The sequence below is a fragment of the Streptomyces sp. NPDC107538 genome (assembly GCF_055657445.1).
The window spans coordinates 149,518-167,246 of the sequence record NZ_JBVKAY010000006.1 but is presented as its reverse complement, the minus strand read 5'-3'; the positions used below and the strand labels follow the sequence as shown (position 1 = coordinate 167,246).

Sequence of the window (17,729 nt, the reverse complement as noted above, 5' to 3'; positions counted from 1 at the left end):
GGGGCGCACCCCACAGGAGCCGTAGCGTGAAGGCGCTGGTCAAGGAGAAGGCGGAGCCCGGGCTGTGGCTCGTCGACGTCCCGGAGCCCGAGATCGGCCCCGGAGACGTACTGATCAAGGTGGAGCGGACCGGGATCTGCGGCACCGATCTGCACATACGGTCCTGGGACGGCTGGGCCCGGCAGAGCATCCGTACCCCGCTCGTGGCCGGTCACGAGTTCGTCGGCAAGGTCGTGGACACCGGCCGTGCCGTCGCCGACATCCGGGCGGGGGACCTGGTCAGCGGCGAGGGCCATCTGGTGTGCGGCAAGTGCCGCAACTGCCTCGCCGGCCGCCGCCATCTGTGCCGCGCCACCGTCGGCCTCGGCGTGGGACGCGACGGCGCGTTCGCGGAGTACGTCGCCCTGCCCGCGACCAATGTCTGGGTGCACCGGGTCCCCGTCGACCTCGACGTGGCCGCGATCTTCGACCCGTTCGGCAACGCCGTGCACACCGCGCTGTCCTTCCCACTGGTGGGGGAGGACGTGCTGATCACCGGCGCGGGCCCCATCGGTCTGATGGCGGCGGCGGTGGCCCGGCACGCGGGGGCCCGCAATGTCGTGATCACCGATGTCAGCGAGGAGCGGCTGGCACTGGCCCGCAAGATCGGCGTCAGCCTCGCGCTGAACGTGGCGGAGGCTCGGATAGCCGACGGGCAGCGGGAGTTGGGGCTGCGGGAGGGCTTCGACATCGGTCTGGAGATGTCCGGCCGCCCCGACGCCATGCGGGACATGATCGCCAACATGACCCACGGCGGCCGGATCGCCATGCTCGGGCTGCCGTCCGAGGAGTTCGCCGTCGACTGGTCCCGGATCGTCACCTCCATGATCACCGTCAAGGGCATCTACGGCCGTGAGATGTTCGAGACCTGGTACGCCATGACGGTGCTCCTGGAGGGCGGCCTCGACCTCGCCCCCGTGATCACCGGCCGCTACGGCTACCGCGACCACGAGGCCGCGTTCGAGGACGCGGCGAGCGGCCGCGGCGGCAAGGTCATCCTCGACTGGACCGCGTAAGCCACCTGCTTCTTCCTGGACCGCGTAAGCCACCTGCTTCTTCCTGGACCGCGTAAGTAACCTGCCTCTTCTGGGAGTTCACGATGTTCGACTCCGTGCGCGACGACCTGCGCACCACCCTCGACGAGATCCGGGCCGCCGGGCTGCACAAGCCCGAGCGGGTCATCGGCAGCCCGCAGTCCGCGACCGTCGCCGTGACCGCCGGTGGCCGTCCCGGTGAGGTCCTCAACTTCTGTGCCAACAACTACCTGGGCCTCGCCGACCACCCCGAGGTGATCGCCGCAGCGCACGAGGCCCTGGACCGCTGGGGCTACGGCATGGCCTCCGTCCGCTTCATCTGCGGGACGCAGGAGGTCCACAAGGAACTGGAGGCGCGGCTGTCGGCGTTCCTCGGCCAGGAGGACACGATCCTCTACTCCTCCTGCTTCGACGCCAACGGCGGTGTCTTCGAGACCCTGCTCGGCCCCGAGGACGCGGTGATCTCCGACGCCCTCAACCACGCCTCGATCATCGACGGCATCCGGCTGTCCAAGGCCCGCCGCTTCCGCTACGCCAACCGTGATCTCGCCGACCTGGAACGGCAGTTGAAGGAGGCCGCCGAGGGCGGCGCCCGCCGGAAGCTGATCGTCACCGACGGCGTCTTCTCCATGGACGGCTATGTCGCCCCGCTCCGCGAGATCTGCGACCTCGCCGACCGCCACGACGCGATGGTCATGGTCGACGACTCCCACGCGGTCGGCTTCACCGGGCCCGGCGGTCGGGGCACCCCCGAGCTGCACGGCGTCATGGACCGCGTGGACATCATCACCGGCACCCTCGGCAAGGCGCTCGGCGGCGCCTCCGGTGGCTACGTCGCCGCTCGCGCCGAGATCGTCGCCCTGCTGCGTCAGCGCTCCCGCCCGTACCTCTTCTCGAACACGCTCGCCCCGGTGATCGCGGCGGCCTCCCTGAAGGTGCTCGATCTCCTGGAGTCGGCCGACGACCTGCGCGTGCGTCTCGCCGAGAACACCGCGCTGTTCCGCCGCCGGATGACCGAGGAGGGCTTCGACCTCCTCCCCGGCGACCACCCCATCGCCCCCGTCATGATCGGCGACGCGGCGCGGGCGGGCCGCCTGGCCGAGCTTCTGCTGGAGCGAGGCGTGTACGTGATCGGCTTCTCCTACCCGGTCGTCCCCCAGGGACAGGCTCGCATCCGAGTCCAGCTCTCCGCCGCCCACTCGACGGCGGACGTGAACGGGGCGGTGGACGCGTTCGTCGCGGCACGGGCCGAACTGCCGGCCTGAGCGGGACCCGATCCGAGGGAGGGTTGAGCCCCGCCGCGGGCCGCCCCGGCTACCCGCCCACCGGGGCGCCCGCGGGTGCCCCGCCCATGCCGGCCGCGCCACCGCCCGGTGGCGGCCGTCCCGGTGCCGTCCCGTTCGGCCGCCCGCCGCCCGCCGCCCGTCGCCCGTCGCTCCGGCGCGCGGCGGGGCGCATGCGCTATCGGATCGAGATCGACGGCCCCCCACCGGGCATTTGAGAGAATCGATCGCATGATCGAGGCACGGCGGCTCCACATCCTCCGTGCGGTGGCCGACCACCGCACGGTGACGGCGGCGGCCGCCGCGCTCTATCTCACCCCGTCCGCCGTCTCCCAGCAGCTGACCGCCCTCGAACAGGAGACCGGGCACCGCCTGGTCGAGCGCGGAGCCAAGGGCGTACGGCTCACCCCGGCCGGTGAGATCCTGCTCGGCCACACCAACGCGGTCCTCGCCCAGCTGGAGCAGGCGGCGGCGGAACTGGCCGCGTACGGCTCGGGCGAGGCCGGCACCGTCACGGTCGCCTCCTTCGCCACCGGTATCGCCCAGGTCGTGGCGCCCGCGCTGGCCCGCCTCGCCGCCTCCGCGCCCGGCATCCGGATCCGCGTCCAGGACGCCGAGGGCGACGCGAGCCTCCCGATGGTCCTGGACCGGCAGGTCGACATCGCCGTGGCCGTCGAGTACCGGGGCGCCCCGGCCGCCGACGACCCCCGCCTGACCCATGTCTCCCTGTACGCCGAGCCCTTCGACGCGGTCGTACCCGTCGGCCACCGGCTCGCCGGCGCGCCCGAGGTGCCGCTCGCGGAACTCGCCAAGGACCCCTGGATCGGGCCCTACCCCGGCAACCCCTGCCATGACGTCGTGGTCCTGGCCTGCGAGAACGCAGGCTTCCAACCTCGCCTCGAACACTCCTCCGACGACTTCCGTGCCGTCCTCGCCCTCGCCTCCGCCGACGCGGGCGTCGCCCTCGTCCCCCGCTCGGCGCTGCGCGGCACGGACCTCACGGGCGTGGTCGTACGCCCCGTGGACGGAGTGGCCCCCACGCGCCGCGTCTTCGCCGCCGTACGCCGGGGCGCGGAGGGCCACCCACTGATCCGGCCGGTGCTGGAGGCACTGGGGGAGGCGGCGGCGGAGTGAGGTGAAGCACTCCCAGTGTTTCCCATATTAGGGATAGCATCCCGGATATGGGAAACGTCGAAGAAGTGGCTACGGCGGCCGTGCTGGACCCCGTCGACCTCCGCCTGGCCGCCCGGCTCGCCGAGCTACGGGCCGAACACGGTTGGTCCCTGGGGGAGTTGGCGGACCGGAGTGGGGTGAGCCGCTCCACCCTCTCCCGGGCCGAACGCGCGGAGACCAGCCCCACGGCCGCCCTTCTGAACCGCCTCTGCCATGTCTATGGCCGGACGATGTCCCAGCTGCTCAGCGAGGTCGAGTCCGAGCCGGTCTCCGTCGTGCGCGCCGGGGAGCAGACGGTGTGGGAGGACGGCGCCTCCGGATTCGTACGGCGTTCCGTGTCGCCGCCGGCGGCCGGGCTGCGCGGCGAACTCGTCGAGGGGCGGCTCGCGGCGGGCGCGGACCTCGCCTACGACGGGCCGTCCGTGCCCGGTCTCGAACAGCACATCTGGGTCCTGGACGGCACCCTGCATGTGACCGACCGGGAGGTCGAACACCGGTTGACCGCCGGGGACTGTCTGCGGATGCGGGTGTGGGGCGCGACCCGGTTCAGGTGCCCGGGGCCCGGCGGCGTGCGGTACGCACTGGTGGTGGTGAAGCCGTGACGGTGAACTCGGTGATCTCCCGGCTCGACGGTGAGTGCCTGCTGGCCCTGGCCGGGGAGTTGGCGGACCTGATGGTCGACACCGTGGCCGGCGGCGCCTCGATCGGCTTTCTGGCACCCCTCGACCGGGAGGCCGCCGCCGGCTGGTGGCGGGAACGGGCCGACGCGGTCTCGGCGGGCGCGCAGGCCGTGTGGGTGGCGCGCGACGGCGGCGGGCGCGTGGTCGGCACGGTCGGTCTCGTCCTCCCGGACAAGCCCAACAGCCGTCACCGGGCCGAACTCGTCAAGCTGATGGTCCACCGGGACGCCCGTGGCCGGGGCCTCGGCAGGGCCCTCCTCGCGACCGCCGAGCGGGCCGCCGCCGACGCGGGCGTCACCCTGCTCCACCTGGACACCGAGACCGACAGCCCGGCCGAGCGGCTCTACGCCGGGACCGGCTGGACCCGGATCGGGGCCATCCCCGACTACGCGGCGGACCCCCACGGGACCCTGCGACCCACCTCGATCTACTACAAGAGGCCGGGAGCGGGGTCGGAGGCGGCGGAACCCGCTCGGTGATTGTCAGTGGTCACCGCTACCGTGCGTCCCATGCCCGATGCAGAAGACGTACGACGTGTCGCCCTCTCCCTGCCCGACACCACGGAGAAGGAGGCCTGGAGCATGCCCACCTTCCGGGTGGCGGGGAAGATGTTCGTGACCCTGCCGGAGGACGAGTCGTCCATGGCCGTGCGCTGCCCCAAGGTGGAGCGGGACGAGCTGGTCCTCGCCGAGCCCGACAAGTTCAGGATCGCCGAGCACGAGGCGGGGTTCGCCTGGGTGCGGGTGCGGCTGTCCGCCCTGGAGGACGAGCCCGAGCTGCGCGACATCCTCGCCGACTCATGGCGCCAGGCGGCCCCGACCAAACTCCTCGACAGCTACCCGGAGTTGGGACTCCCGGCCGCCGACTGACCGGCCGGGTCGCCGATTGACCGCCCGGCCGCCGACTGACCGGTTGGGTCGCCGACTGACCAGCCCGGCCGCCGGCCGTCCTCCTCCCCGCCTCCCCGGGTCCGTCAGCGCAGGAACCCCGTGATCCGCTCCCGCAAGCCGGCCGCGTCCAGCCCGTGCGCGGCCACATGTTCCTCCAGCTGCCCGTAGCGCCGCAGCTCCCGCCGCCCCACGCCCAGTCCGAGCACCCGGTGCGGGACATCGGCGAGCGCCTCGTTCGCGGCGGCCGTCGAGGTGCCCGCCAGATACGGCTCGACGAGGACGACGTCCGTGCCCGCCGCCCCGGTGGCCCGGCGTAGCGCGGCCGAGTCGAAGGGGCGGACGGTGGTCGCGTAGAGCACGGTCACATCGAGCCCCGTCACGGCCGCGAGGACGGAGTCGAGCAGCGGGCCGACGGCGACGACGACCCCGCGCCGCCCCTCGCGCACGGTGAGAAACCGCTGTCCGTCCACCGGGAGCGCCCGCCCGTTGGACTGCGCGGACAGCCGTACGTACACCTTGTCGTCCTTGCCCTCGCCCGCGCCGACCGCGTGCCGCAGCAGGGTCTCGGCCTCGTCGGGGTGGCCCGGCACCTGCACGGTCCAGCCGTCGAGGGTGTCGAGCAGGGCCACGTCACCGGGTGCCATGTGGGTGAAGCCGCCCGCGGGCCAGTCGTAGGAGGCGGCGGCGCTGACCAGTACCGCGCCCACGTCCTGGTGCCCGAGATCCAGCTTCACCTGTTCGAACGGGCGCTCCACCAGGAAGCTCGCGAAGGTGTGCAGCACGGGCCGCATGCCGGCCAGCGCCAGGCCCGCGCCCGCCCCGATCAGCAGTTGTTCCCGGATACCGACGTTGAGCACCCGGTCCGGATGCCTGCGCGACGCCTCCGTGAATCCGTCCCTGCCGATCTCGGCGAGGACCACCGCGACCCGGGGATCCTCGTCGAGCAGCCGGGAGACGACGGGGGCGAGACGGTCCCGCATGGTGTCCATGAAGTCTCAGTCCTTTCAAGGGAGTTGCCCGTTCTCAGGCGTTCTTCGGCTCCACCCGGGCCACCACGACCCGTGGCCGGCCCGGATGCGGCGCGGTGAAGGCGGCGTACAGCGCCTCGTGGTCGCGGCCGTCCACGGTCTCGGCGGACCAGCCCGCCACCTCGAACCGCGCGGCGATCCCGCCGGGCCGGGCATGGCTGGCGGAGGAGTTGTCGATCACCACGGTGTGCAGCCGGTCGAGCCCGGCGGGTCCGGCGTACGCGATCGCCTCATGGTTGCTGCCCTCGTCCAGCTCCGCGTCCCCGACCAGCACCCACACCGCCGGGTCGACCCGCCCCTGGGCGCGCAGCCCCAGCGCCGTCCCGACCGCGATCGGCAGCCCGTGCCCGAGCGACCCGCTGCCGATCTCCGCGCCCGGCACCAGCACCCGGTCCGGGTGGTGGCCGAGCGGCGAGTCGTACGCCCCGAATCCGGGCAGCCGGTCCACGGCCAGGAACCCCTTCGCCGCGAGCACCGCGTAGTACGCCATCGGCCCGTGCCCCTTGGACAGCAGGAACCGATCCCGCTCCGGGTCGTCCAGCCGCTCCGGCCCCACCCGCAGGACCCGGTCGTAGAGCACCCACAACACATCCAGCGTCGACGTGGCCGCCGGTCCGTGCTTCTCGGCCCCCGTCATCAGCCCCATCAACCCGGGCAGATCCATGAACCCGTACGTACGCTCCGCTGTCGTCGTCATACACGAGAGCCTGCAACCTCAACCGAGCTTCAGGTCAAGCGACGGTCGCCGCGCCCCCTCGCCCCGCATAAACGGGTGCGCGACCACCGGCCCGAGTGCGGTATTGTTTCCGTGCGCGTTCAGCCAGGGGAAACCCCAGGTCAGACGGGCAACGGGACGTGGCGCAGCTTGGTAGCGCACTTGACTGGGGGTCAAGGGGTCGCAGGTTCAAATCCTGTCGTCCCGACCAGCTTTTGGCAGGTCGGAAGCCGTTCTCTCGCACAGAGGGAACGGCTTCTCGTGTGTTCGGGGTGTGATCGCCTTCGGGCGGGACGCTGTACCTTCGGGGGCGTGGAGACGACAGCGCAGGCCGGTTCCGTCGAGCGGCCCCGGGCGCCGTTGAGCAGGCAGCGGGTTCTGGCCGCCGCCGTGGTCCTGGCCGACGAGGGCGGTGTCGACGCGCTGAGCATGCGCAGGATCGCGCAGACGCTCGGCGTCGTGCCCATGGCGCTGTACAAGCACGTGGCCAACAAGAACGAGCTGCTGGACGGCATGATCGACGCCGTCGTGGAGGAGATCGATCCACCGGTCGTCGGCGCCGACTGGAAGACCGCCGTGCGCCGGCGGGTGCTGTCGGCCCGCCGTATGCTCCTGCGCCACCCCTGGGCGCCCCAGGTCATCGAGTCGCGGATCAAGGCGCGGACCAGCCCGACGCCCGCGGTCATGGCATACCTGGACTCGATGATCGGGATCTTCCGGGCCGGGGGGTTCTCGATCGATCTGACCCATCACGCCATGCATGTCATGGGCAGCCGACTGCTGGGCTTCTCCCAGGAGCTGTTCGAGGACTCCGCCGGCCGCGAGCCAGATGCGGACGCGCTGCCGCCCGAGGAGATGGCCGCGCGCTACCCGCACATCACCGCGCTGGCCATGGCGGTCGCGCACGACCGGGATTCCGTCGTCGGCTCCGGCTGCGACGACCAGTTCGAGTTCGAGTTCGCCCTCGATCTGACGCTGGACGGTCTGGAACGGCTCCTGGGCCAGGGCTGACGCCCGGCTGAGCACACCCCCTCTGTTCCACTTCCGCACTCACCTCTTGACCGGTGTACGGCGTACACCTACCGTGCCATCGCAGGGGTGTACGCCGTACACCGGCAACTCGGCGAGCGGATGGGGGAGATCGATGAAGGCGATCGTGCAGGAGCGGTTCGGCCCGCCGGAGGTCCTGCGGGAGGCGGACGTCGAACGGCCCGAACCCGGGGCCGGTCAGGTGCTCGTGCGGGTGCGCGCCGCCGCGCTCAACCCGTACGACTGGCACATGCTGCGCGGTGACCCGTATGTGGCGCGGCTGCTGGGAGGCGTGGGGCTGACGCGGCCGAAGTGCCGGGTGGCCGGGATCGACGCGGCGGGGCACGTGGAGGCGGTCGGCGCCGGCGTGCGCGGGCTCAGGTCCGGCGACGAGGTGCTGGGCTTCTGCCCCGGCTCCTTCGCCGAGTACGCGTGCACCACCCCGGATCTGCTGGTGCCCAAGCCGGTCGGTCTGACGTTCGAGCAGGCCGCGGCCGTACCCGTGGGGGCGGTGACCGCTCTGCGCGGCATCAGGACCGTGGGGCGGGTGCGGGCCGGACAGCGGGTGCTGGTCAACGGGGCGGGCGGGGGCGTGGGCACGTTCGCCGTGCAGATCGCCGTGGCGCTGGGCGCCGAAGTGACCGGGGTGTGCAGTGCGGGCAACGCCGACCTGGTGCGCTCACTGGGCGCCGCGCATGTCGTCGACTACACCCGGGACGACTTCACCGACCGGCTCGGGCACTACGACGTCGTCCTCGACAACGTGGGCAACCACCCGCTGGGCAGACTGCGCCGGGCGCTCACCCCGACGGGGACGCTGGTGGCCAACGGCGGTGGCTCGCCCGGCCATGTGTTCGGGGCGATGGGTGCCATGCTGCGACTCGCCGCTGTCGGCCCGTTCGTCCGACAGCGGCTTCGTCCCATCCTTCCGTCGCCCCCGTCCGGACCCGTCCACGAGGACCTGCTCGCCGTCATCGCCCTCATCGAGGCCGGCGGCCTGACCCCGGTCGTCGACCGGACCTACCCCCTGGCCGACACCGCCGAGGGTGTGCGGCACGTGGAGCGGGGCCACGCCCGCGGCAAGGCCGTGGTCGTCATGCCGTGACCGGTCGGGCGGGCACCGGGCGGCTCGGGTAGTCGGTGAGCGGGGCGCGGGTGAGGGCGCGGCGCATGGTGGTGATTCGGGGTGTGTCGGGGGTGCTCGGTGGACTGGACGGAGAGGTGGTCGGTTGGATGGGGGCGCGGGGTGATCCGTGGTGTCACGGGTCGACGACCGCGGGCCCACGACACACCCGACACGCGCCGGAGATGAGCTGCCATGGTGACCGACCGGTACGGCAACCGCCTGCACGAGTGCACCGCCGAAGGGGCCGGCCATCTGGACCGGGCTGTGGAGGGCTTGCTGTTCTTCCGGCCCGACTTCCCTACCGCCGTCGCGGACGCGGTGGCCGCGTCACCGACCGCACCGATGGCACAGGTCTTCTCCGCCTATCTGGGGCTCCTCGGGACCGAGTCCCGGGACGCCGCCGAGGCGCGCCGCCGGTTCACCGAGTTCGGCGCCGGACTCGACCGCTCGGCGCTGCCCCGGCGCGAGCGGATGCACATGGCGGCGGCGGACGCCTGGCTCGGCGGCGACCTGGGCCGGGCCGGACAGGTCCTGGAGGAACTCGTCGAGGAGTGCCCCCGTGACCCGCTCGCCCTGGCCGTGGGCCATCAGCTCGACTTCTTCACCGGCGACGCGACACGGCTGCGGGACCGGATCGGCGGAGCCCTGCCCGCTTGGGACGCCGACGACCCCCACCGCGGCCCGCTGCTGGGCATGTACGCGTTCGGTCTGGAGGAGTCGGGGCACTACGGCCGGGCCCAGGAGGTGGCACGCGCCGCCGTCGAGCGGAACGCCCATGACATCTGGGCCATCCACGCCGTCGCCCATGTGCACGAGATGCAGGGGCGGTTCGCCGAGGGCATCGACTTCTTCGACGCACACCTCGACGGCTGGGCGAGCGGCAGCCTGCTGACGGTGCACAGTTGGTGGCACTACGCCCTGTACGCGCTGGAGGCGGGCGACACCGGCACGGCCCTGCGGATCTACGACGCCGTCCTGCACCACAAGGACTCGTCCGGGTTCGTCATGGAACTCCTCGACGCCGCCTCGCTGTTGTGGCGGTTCCTCCTGGACGGCTCGGACCAGGACGCCCGTTGGCAGGCCCTGGCCGAGGCGTGGGCCACGCGCGAGGACCCGCCGTTCTACGCCTTCAACGACGTGCACGCCGTCATGGCCTTCGCGGGAGCGGGACGGCTGGACACGGCCGACGCGTTCGTCGCCGACCGGCGGCGCTGGCTGCGGGCGGCCCGGGAGGACGGGCGGCCCTCCGCGCACGACACCAACCGTGTGATGACCGGGGAGATCGGCCTGCCCGTGTGCGAGGCGCTCGTGGCGTACGCCCGCGAGGATTACGCGACGGCGGTGGAGCTGCTCTGGCCGATCCGCCGCCGGCTGCACACCTTCGGCGGCAGTCACGCCCAGCGGGACGTGATCCAGCGGACCCTGCTGGAGGCGGTCCTGCGCGCGGGGCGGCACGACCTGGCACGGCTCCTGCTTGGCGAACGCACCGGACTGAGCCCGCACAGCCCCTACAACTGGCTCGGGCAGGCCCGGCTCGCCGACGCCCTCGGCGAAGCCGGCCGCGCGGCCGTCGCCCGCGATCGGGCGACCGCACTGGCGGCACCCGCGGCGGAGAGGCTGAGCCGCGGCCCGCACGACGCCCGTCTCGCACGGACGCCCTGAGCCCCGGCGCGCGCCGCCGGGTCCCCGGGCCGCGCCGCCGCGATGTCCTCCGGCCGCCACGGCCCGCGTGCGTGACCGGGCCCGCGTGCGTGACCGGGCCCGCGTGCGTGACCGGGCCCGCGTTCGTCGCTAGGACAGACAGCCCACGTGGGCCAGGGCCTGCTTCAGCAGGACTCCCTGGCCGCCCGGCATCTCGTTCTGGACCGACGCCGACGCCGCCTCCTGCGGGCTGAACCACACCAGGTCGAGGGCGTCCTGCCGGGGGCGGCAGTCGCCGGCCACGGGGACGATGTAGGCGAGCGACACCGCGTGCTGACGCGGGTCGTGGAACGGGGTGATGCCCTGCGTCGGGAAGTACTCGGCGACGGTGAAGGGCTGCAGCGCGGACGGGACACGGGGCAGCGCCACCGGACCGAGGTCCTTCTCCAGGTGGCGCAGCAGCGCGTCCCGTACCCGCTCGTGGTGCATCACGCGGCCGGAGACCAGATTGCGGCTGACCGTCCCGTCCGGGCCGATGCGCAGCAGCAGCCCGATGCTGGTCACTTCGCCGCTGTCGTCGACGCGCACGGGCACGGCCTCGACGTACAGGATCGGCATCCGGGCGCGCGCCGACTCGAGCTCGTCGGACGGCAGCCAGCCGGGCGTGGTTTCGGTCATGTCAGACATTGGCCGATCATACTTTCAACGTCAGCCGGAGCGCGCGTCGCTCCGATCACACCTGTCAGAGATGCCCCGGCCGCCGCGCTCGCATGCGCGACGTCGGTGACCGGTCCTGGGTCGGCCGTGGATCAGCCGACGATCGGCCGACGATCAGTCGTGCGCGGCCCACATTCCGCGGACGTGACCGAGGTGGCGGGTCATCACCGTGTGTACGGCGGCCTCGTCGCGGGCGAGCAGCGCGTCCAGGAGTTCCAGGTGTTCCTGGGCCGAGGACAGCAGCAGGCCCGACTCGGCGAGTGCGGTCAGACCGTAGAGGCGGGCCCGTTTGCGCAGGTCGCCGACCACCTCGACGAGATGCGCGTTGCCCGCGAGGGCGAGCAGTCCGAGATGGAAACGGGTGTCGGCCTCGACGTACGCGATGAGGTCCCCGGCGGCCGCGGCGGCGACGATCTCCCGGGCGGCCGGGCGCAGCGCCTCCAGGGAGACCGGGTCGGCGGTCCGGGCCAGGCCCACGGTGGTCGGGATCTCGATGAGCGAGCGGATGTGGGTGTACTCGTCGAGCTGCTTCTCGGTGACGACGGTGACCCGGAACCCCTTGTTGGGCACGGTGTCGACCAGACCCTCCTTGGCCAGATCCAGCATCGCCTCCCGCACCGGTGTCGCCGAGACACCGAAGCGGGTGGCGAGCGCGGGCGCGGAGTACACCTCGCCCGGCCGCAGCTCACCGGCGATCAGCGCGGCCCGCAACGCGTCGGCGACACGCTCGCGGTAGCTGCTCTTCTTGCCGCCGAGCACGGGCAGGGCGGGGCCGGCGGCAGGGGCTGACGGGGCCATCGGGCCACTCCTGGAGAACGGGTCCGGACGGGAGACGACGGGAGACTTCCGGACGGGAAACATCCGGACGAGAGATATCCGGACGAGAGATATCCGGAGAGAGACTGGAGAGACTAGAGAACGAATCCGGACGGGAACGGGTCGGACGGGTCGAGCAGATACTGGGCCGTGCCCGTGATCCAGGCGCGGCCGGTGAAGCTTGGCAGCACGGCGGGCACACCGGCCACCTCGGTCTCGCCGAGCAGTCTGCCGGTGAAGTGGGTGCCGATGAAGGATTCGTTCACGAACTCGGTGTGCAACGGGAGTTCACCCCGGGCGTGCAGCTGTGCCATGCGCGCGCTGGTGCCCGTACCGCAGGGGGAGCGGTCGAACCAGCCGGGGTGGATGGCCATGGCGTGACGGGAGTGCCGGGCGGTGGCGCCGGGCGCGTACAGATGGACGTGGTGGACGCCGTGGATCGACGGGTCCTCCGGATGGACGGGCTCCGCCTCGGCGTTGATGGCCTCCATGAGGTCCAGGCCCGCCCGCAGGATGTCGTCCTTGCGGGCGCGGTCGAAGGGCAGCCCGAACTGCTCCAGCGGCAGGATGGCGTAGAAGTTGCCGCCGTACGCCAGGTCGTACGTCACCGTCCGCCCGTCGGCGAGCGTGGCCTTGCGGTCGAGGCCGACGGAGAACGACGGCACGTTCCGCAGGGTGACCGCCCTGGCCGCGCCGTCCTCCACCGCCACCTCGGCCACGACGACGCCCGCCGGGGTGTCGAGGCGGATGGTGGTGACCGGTTCGACGACCTCGACCATGCCGGTCTCGACGAGCACGGTCGCGACGCCGATGGTGCCGTGGCCGCACATGGGCAGATAGCCGGAGACCTCGATGTAGACCACGCCGTAGTCACAGTCGGGGCGGGTCGGCGGCTGCAGGATCGCACCGCTCATCGCCGCGTGCCCGCGCGGCTCGTTCATCAGCAACTGCTTGACGTCGTCGCGGTGTTCACGGAACCACAGCCGGCGTTCGTTCATGGTCGCGCCGGGGATCGTACCGATCCCGCCGGTGATCACCCGGGTGGGCATGCCCTCGGTGTGCGAGTCGACGGCGTGCAGGACGAGTTTGCTGCGCATGGGCGGTCCTCCCTTTCCGCTGTGTCTGCTGTGTCTGCTGTGTCCGCTGTGGGTTACGCGAGCCCCGCCGCGACGGCCTTCTCGGTGGCCGCGCGGATCACGGCCTCCTGCTCCGGCAGCAGTTCGACGCGGGGCGGGCGGCAGCGTCCGCCGTGCCGGCCCACGATGTCCATCGACAGTTTGATCGCCTGTACGAACTCGACCTTGGAGTCCCAGCGCAGCAGCGGGTGCAGTTGCGCGTAGAGGTCCTTGGCGGTGGCGAGGTCGCCGTCCACCGCCGCGTGGTACAGCTCCACGGTTGCGGCGGGCAGCGCGTTCGGATAGCCCGCGACCCAGCCCTTGGCGCCCGCCAGCGCCAGTTCCAGCAGGACGTCGTCCGCGCCGATCAACAGGTCCAGTTCCGGGGCGAGTTCGGCGAGCTGGTACGCGCGGCGGACATCGCCCGAGAACTCCTTCACCGCCCGGATGTACCCCTCGCCGTGCAGCTTGGCGAGCAGTTCGGGGACCAGGTCGACCTTGGTGTCGATCGGGTTGTTGTACGCCACCACCGGGACGCCCGCCTTCGCGACCTCGGCGTAGTGCGCCAGTACCGACCGCTCGTCGGCGCGGTACGCGTTCGGCGGCAGCAGCATCACCGAGGCGCAGCCCGCGTCCCGCGCCTGCTCGGCCCAGCGCCGGGACTCGGCGGAGCCGTACGCGGCGACGCCCGGCATCACCCGCGTACCGCCGATCGCGGCGACGGCCGTCTCGACGACCTTGGCCCGCTCCTCGGGCGTCAGCACCTGGTACTCGCCAAGCGAGCCGTTCGGTACGACACCGTCACAGCCGTTCTCGACCAGCCAGGCGCAGTGCTCGGCGTACTTGTCGAAGTCGACGGAGAGATCGTCGCGGAGGGGGAGCGCGGTGGCGACGAGGACGCCGCGCCAGGGGTGGTTCGGGGTGCGGGTCATATCGGGGTCCCTCTCGGTCTTGGTGGGGTGTGTCAGGTGGGGTGTGACATGTCACTGATGGTGATCGGGGTCGCGGGCCAGCACGCCCAACGGCACCGGCTGGGCGAACGGCCGCCGGGTCACGCCCTGTTCGCATCCGGCGAGTCCCGCGACCGCGGGCCCGCACATCCGGCCCTGGCACCAGCCCATCCCGGCACGGGTGAGCAGTTTCACCGTGCGGATGTCCCCGGCGCCGAGGTCTCCGACGGCCTCGCGGACGGCCCCGGCGGTGACCTCCTCGCACCGGCAGACGATCGTGTCGTCCGTGACCTGCTCGGTCCAGTGCGCCGGGGGAACGAAGACGGTGTCGACTGCCGCGAAGAACTCCCGCAGTTCCGCACGGGACTTGGCGGCCCCCGCCCACGCGGCCGGGTCCGGCACCCACCCCTGGAGCCGGGCGGCCGCCGAGCGTCCGGCGATGTGCCCCTCGGCGAGGGAGAGCGCGGCGCCGCCGATCCCGGTGGTCTCGCCCGCCGCCCAGACCCCCGGCACGTCGGTGCGCTGCTCCTCGTCGACCCATACGCGCGGCCCGGCGGACTCGATCCGGCAGCCCAACGTCTCGGCGAGGTCCGTGTGCGGCACCATGCCGTGCCCGACGGCGAGCGTGTCGCAGGGGATGCGCCGCTGGCTGCCGGGCCGGACCCGCCCTTCGGCGTCGAGCGCGGCGACGGTGACGGCCGTCAAGCGGTGGGTGGTTGCGGCCGTCAAATGGTGGGCGGTTGCAGCCGTGGTCTGGTCGGCGGTGGCTACCAGTTGGTCGGCGGGCGCGGCCTCGTGCCGGTTGCCGGTCGCGGGCTTCGATCGGTCGGGGGTCGAAGTATTTGGCTGGTCGCCGGGCGCGGCCTTCAGCCGGTCGGCGGTCGCAGCCTTCGGTTGGTCGTCGTGCGGTGCCTCCCGCCGGCCGCCGGTCAGCGCCCCCTGCCGGTTGCCGGGCGGTGCCTCATGCTCGTCGGCGGTCAGTTCCTCGTGCCGGTTGCCGGTCAGTGTCTCCCGACGGTCGCGGGTCAGCGCTTCCCGCAGGTTGCCGGGCAGTGCCTCAGGACGGTCGGCGGGCAGTGCCTCATGCCCGTCGGCGACGTGCGCTTCGATCACGGTGTGGCGGACGAGGGTTCGTACCCGGTGGCGTAGCAGCTCGGTCGCGTATCCGGCCCCTTCGGCGAGTTTGTCCGCTCGGCCGGTCAGCGCTCCGGCGTGGCGTGCCAGGGTCCTGGGGTCGGCGGACTCCACCAGCGCGGTGACCTTGACGCCCGCCGCCGCGAGGCCGGTGGCCACCGGTAGCAGCAGGGGGCCGGTCCCGGCGACGACCGCGGTACGGCCGGACACCACCAGTCCGCCCTTGAGCATGGCCTGCGCGCCCCCGGCGGTGACCACGCCGGGCAGGGTCCAGCCGGGGAAGGGCAGCACCTTCTCGTAACCACCGGTCGCGAGCAGGACGGCGTCCGCGTGCACCTCGACGCCGGTCTCCTGGCCGGGGCCGAGCAGGGCGTGGACGGTGAAGCGCCGGGGGTGGACGGCGGAGCGCGGGGGGCCGTCCTCGGGATGCCGTTCCACGCACCACACATGGTGGTCCGGGAGGTGGGTGACGCGCCCGGCCGCGATCTGCCGACCCAGGGCGTCGCGCAGCCGCCGCCAGGTGCGCCACTGGTGGTGCAGGGCCTGCGGGCGCCGCGCCCCGAGCCCGGCCGCGGGCTGCCGGTAGAACTGCCCGCCGGGTGCCCGCGCCGCGTCGATCACCGTGACCCGTACGCCCTGTCCGGCCGCCGCCAGGGCCGCGGCGAGACCCGCGGGGCCGGCACCGATGACCGCCAGGTGGGGCGCCCCCGGGACGGTGGAGGTGGCGGAGGCGGTGGTGGGGTCAGTGCTCATGGCCTGTGCCCTCCTGTGTGCTGATGGCGTCACCGGGGCGGACCGGGACGAGACAAGCCCGTTGGTTGGGAAGGCCGTTGACCGTGACGAGGCAGTCGAAGCACACGCCGATGCCGCAGAAGATCCCGCGCGGCCGGCCCTCGCCCCGGGTGGTGCGCCAGGACGTGACCCCGGCGGTCCAGAGCGTGGCTGCGACCGTCTGGCCGGGCAGGGCCGCCAGCTCACGGCCGTCCAGGGTGACGGTGAACGCGGGCCCCGGTTCCGCCCGCGCCAGCTCCCGTGGGTTCATGCCGGGTCCCCCTCGTTCTCCGCGAAACGGTCCGGGCGGAACGGCGTGAGGTCCAGCTCGGGTGCCTTGCCCCCGATGGCCTGGGCGATCAACTGCCCGGTGCCGGTGGCGAGTCCGATCCCTGCGCCCTCGTGACCGCAGGCGTGGAACAGACCCGGGACCCGGGGGTCGGGCCCGATCGCGGGCAGATGGTCCGGCATGTACGGCCGGAAACCGATGTACGTCCGCATCGCCCGCACCCGCTCCAGGAACGGGAACAGCCGGGTCGCGCCCGCCGCCAGCGCCCGTACGACGGGCAGGGAGAACGACCGGTCGAAGCCCACCCGTTCGCGGCTCGCGCCGATCAGTACCGGCCCGGCGGCCGTGCCCTCGACGACCGGGGAGGTCTGCAGAGCCGCCGAGTCGCTGGCCACGTCGGCCACATAGTCGGCGGCGTACACCTTGTGCCGCACCAGGGGAGGCAGGGGTTCGGTGACGAGGACGAAACCGCGCCGGGGGAGGACGGGGAGGGCGACTCCGGCGAGCGCGGCCAGTTCGCCGCCCCAGGTCCCGGCGGCGTTCACGACGGCCGGGGTGTGCAGGTCGCCCCGGTCGGTCCGTACGCCCCGTACCGCACCGTCCGGCGTGCGCAGCACCTCGGTCACGGTCCGGCCGGTGAGCAGGCGGGCGCCGGAGGCCCGTAGGAGGTGGGCGGCGGCCAGGGTGGGCATGACCTGGGCGTCCTGGGGGTAGTGGATGCCGCCCGCGAGGGTGGGCGCCAAGTGCGGTTCCAGATCGGGGAGTTGCCGCGCGGTGACGGTGTGCGCCTCGACCCCGGCGGCGCGCTGCCCGGCCGCGAACGTCTCCAGCGCGGCGAGCCCGTCCGGCGTGGAGGCGACGACGAGGCCGCCCTTCGCCTCGTACTCGAACGCCGTGCCCAGGCCCGGCTCGGCGGCCAGCTCCGCCCACAAGTGCTGGGACAACAGGGCGAGTTCGAGCTCGGGGCCGGGCTCCTTGTCGGAGACCAGCAGATTGCCCTCACCGGCGCCGGTCGTGCCGCCGGCCACCGGGCCGCGGTCCACCACGACGACGCTCAGACCCGCTCGGGCCGCGTACAGGGCGCAGGCCGCGCCCACCATTCCCGCTCCGACAACCACGACGTCGCAGGTCAGTCGCTCGGTCACGCCAGTACTATGTCACATGGCGCTGGGGCGGGGAATACCCCGAGCGGGGGTCCGGCGGCGGTGGGTTGGGTGGGGTGAGGGTGGGGTGGGTGGGAGGCGCGGGCTAGTGTGCGGCCGTACCCCCACCCCCATCTGCCTTTCTGAGGACGGCACG

Annotated in this window: 18 protein-coding genes and 1 tRNA gene; 10 read left to right on the top strand and 9 right to left on the bottom strand. The window is 72.7% G+C overall.

Annotated elements, in window-relative coordinates:
• The first annotated feature begins 26 nt into the window (after positions 1 to 26).
• The 6 genes from tdh (at position 27) to ACZ7MG_RS22475 (ending at position 5,078) form a co-directional block, all read left to right on the top strand.
• Complete coding sequence (gene tdh, locus ACZ7MG_RS22500; protein ID WP_471390974.1) at positions 27 to 1,055, top strand: L-threonine 3-dehydrogenase; 1,029 nt, start codon at positions 27 to 29, stop codon at positions 1,053 to 1,055.
• 83 nt (positions 1,056 to 1,138) lie between these two features.
• Positions 1,139 to 2,338, top strand: a complete 1,200-nt coding sequence (locus tag ACZ7MG_RS22495) for a glycine C-acetyltransferase (RefSeq protein ID WP_471390976.1) — start codon at positions 1,139 to 1,141, stop codon at positions 2,336 to 2,338.
• Between the two features lie 249 nt (positions 2,339 to 2,587).
• Positions 2,588 to 3,490, top strand: coding sequence for a LysR family transcriptional regulator (locus ACZ7MG_RS22490; RefSeq protein WP_471390978.1), 903 nt, complete (start codon positions 2,588 to 2,590; stop codon positions 3,488 to 3,490).
• A gap of 47 nt (positions 3,491 to 3,537) precedes the next feature.
• A complete protein-coding gene (locus ACZ7MG_RS22485) occupies positions 3,538 to 4,131 on the top strand; it encodes a helix-turn-helix domain-containing protein (RefSeq protein ID WP_471390981.1) in 594 nt (197 codons plus the stop codon).
• A 71-nt stretch (positions 4,132 to 4,202) separates the two neighbouring features.
• Entirely contained in the window at positions 4,203 to 4,688 is a 486-nt protein-coding gene (locus tag ACZ7MG_RS22480; RefSeq protein WP_471391351.1) for a GNAT family N-acetyltransferase, read from the top strand.
• A gap of 30 nt (positions 4,689 to 4,718) precedes the next feature.
• Positions 4,719 to 5,078 carry an MmcQ/YjbR family DNA-binding protein gene (locus ACZ7MG_RS22475; RefSeq protein WP_471390984.1) on the top strand — a complete coding sequence of 120 codons (360 nt, stop codon included), beginning with the start codon at positions 4,719 to 4,721 and terminating at the stop codon, positions 5,076 to 5,078.
• Between the two features lie 104 nt (positions 5,079 to 5,182).
• On the opposite strand, the gene ACZ7MG_RS22470 is transcribed toward ACZ7MG_RS22475, so the two are convergent.
• Both ACZ7MG_RS22470 and ACZ7MG_RS22465 read right to left on the bottom strand, forming a co-directional pair.
• Positions 5,183 to 6,088 (bottom strand): transketolase family protein, encoded by a 906-nt coding sequence (locus ACZ7MG_RS22470; protein ID WP_471390987.1) that lies wholly within the window; start codon positions 6,086 to 6,088, stop codon positions 5,183 to 5,185.
• 34 nt (positions 6,089 to 6,122) lie between these two features.
• The gene (locus ACZ7MG_RS22465; protein WP_471390990.1) at positions 6,123 to 6,824 is read right to left on the bottom strand and encodes a transketolase; all 702 of its coding nucleotides are present in this window, start codon (positions 6,822 to 6,824) and stop codon (positions 6,123 to 6,125) included.
• A gap of 152 nt (positions 6,825 to 6,976) precedes the next feature.
• Here ACZ7MG_RS22465 and ACZ7MG_RS22460 point away from each other — a divergent pair.
• From ACZ7MG_RS22460 to ACZ7MG_RS22445, 4 genes are all read left to right on the top strand, one after another.
• Positions 6,977 to 7,053: transfer RNA gene (locus ACZ7MG_RS22460), tRNA-Pro, on the top strand.
• Between the two features lie 101 nt (positions 7,054 to 7,154).
• A complete protein-coding gene (locus ACZ7MG_RS22455; RefSeq protein ID WP_471390992.1) occupies positions 7,155 to 7,853 on the top strand; it encodes a TetR/AcrR family transcriptional regulator C-terminal domain-containing protein in 699 nt (232 codons plus the stop codon).
• Positions 7,854 to 7,986: 133 nt separating this feature from the next.
• Positions 7,987 to 8,976 (top strand): NAD(P)-dependent alcohol dehydrogenase, encoded by a 990-nt coding sequence (locus tag ACZ7MG_RS22450; protein WP_471390994.1) that lies wholly within the window; start codon positions 7,987 to 7,989, stop codon positions 8,974 to 8,976.
• A gap of 213 nt (positions 8,977 to 9,189) precedes the next feature.
• On the top strand, positions 9,190 to 10,659 hold the full coding sequence (locus tag ACZ7MG_RS22445) for a tetratricopeptide repeat protein (protein WP_471390996.1): 1,470 nt from the start codon (positions 9,190 to 9,192) through the stop codon (positions 10,657 to 10,659).
• A 129-nt stretch (positions 10,660 to 10,788) separates the two neighbouring features.
• On the opposite strand, the gene ACZ7MG_RS22440 is transcribed toward ACZ7MG_RS22445, so the two are convergent.
• The 7 genes from ACZ7MG_RS22440 to ACZ7MG_RS22410 form a co-directional block, all read right to left on the bottom strand.
• Complete coding sequence (locus ACZ7MG_RS22440) at positions 10,789 to 11,316, bottom strand: NUDIX hydrolase family protein (RefSeq protein ID WP_405896127.1); 528 nt, start codon at positions 11,314 to 11,316, stop codon at positions 10,789 to 10,791.
• A gap of 153 nt (positions 11,317 to 11,469) precedes the next feature.
• Positions 11,470 to 12,153 carry a GntR family transcriptional regulator gene (locus tag ACZ7MG_RS22435; RefSeq protein WP_471390998.1) on the bottom strand — a complete coding sequence of 228 codons (684 nt, stop codon included), beginning with the start codon at positions 12,151 to 12,153 and terminating at the stop codon, positions 11,470 to 11,472.
• Positions 12,154 to 12,266: 113 nt separating this feature from the next.
• A complete protein-coding gene (locus ACZ7MG_RS22430; RefSeq protein ID WP_471391001.1) occupies positions 12,267 to 13,268 on the bottom strand; it encodes a proline racemase family protein in 1,002 nt (333 codons plus the stop codon).
• 53 nt (positions 13,269 to 13,321) lie between these two features.
• A complete protein-coding gene (locus ACZ7MG_RS22425) occupies positions 13,322 to 14,218 on the bottom strand; it encodes a dihydrodipicolinate synthase family protein (RefSeq protein WP_471391003.1) in 897 nt (298 codons plus the stop codon).
• Positions 14,219 to 14,269: 51 nt separating this feature from the next.
• Complete coding sequence (locus ACZ7MG_RS22420) at positions 14,270 to 16,123, bottom strand: FAD-dependent oxidoreductase (RefSeq protein WP_471391006.1); 1,854 nt, start codon at positions 16,121 to 16,123, stop codon at positions 14,270 to 14,272.
• Positions 16,113 to 16,412 (bottom strand): (2Fe-2S)-binding protein, encoded by a 300-nt coding sequence (locus ACZ7MG_RS22415; protein ID WP_471391009.1) that lies wholly within the window; start codon positions 16,410 to 16,412, stop codon positions 16,113 to 16,115. Before ACZ7MG_RS22415 ends, ACZ7MG_RS22420 begins: the two co-directional genes overlap by 11 nt.
• Complete coding sequence (locus tag ACZ7MG_RS22410; protein WP_471391012.1) at positions 16,409 to 17,575, bottom strand: NAD(P)/FAD-dependent oxidoreductase; 1,167 nt, start codon at positions 17,573 to 17,575, stop codon at positions 16,409 to 16,411. The genes ACZ7MG_RS22415 and ACZ7MG_RS22410 overlap by 4 nt, the downstream gene beginning before the upstream one ends.
• Positions 17,576 to 17,729: the final 154 nt, after the last annotated feature.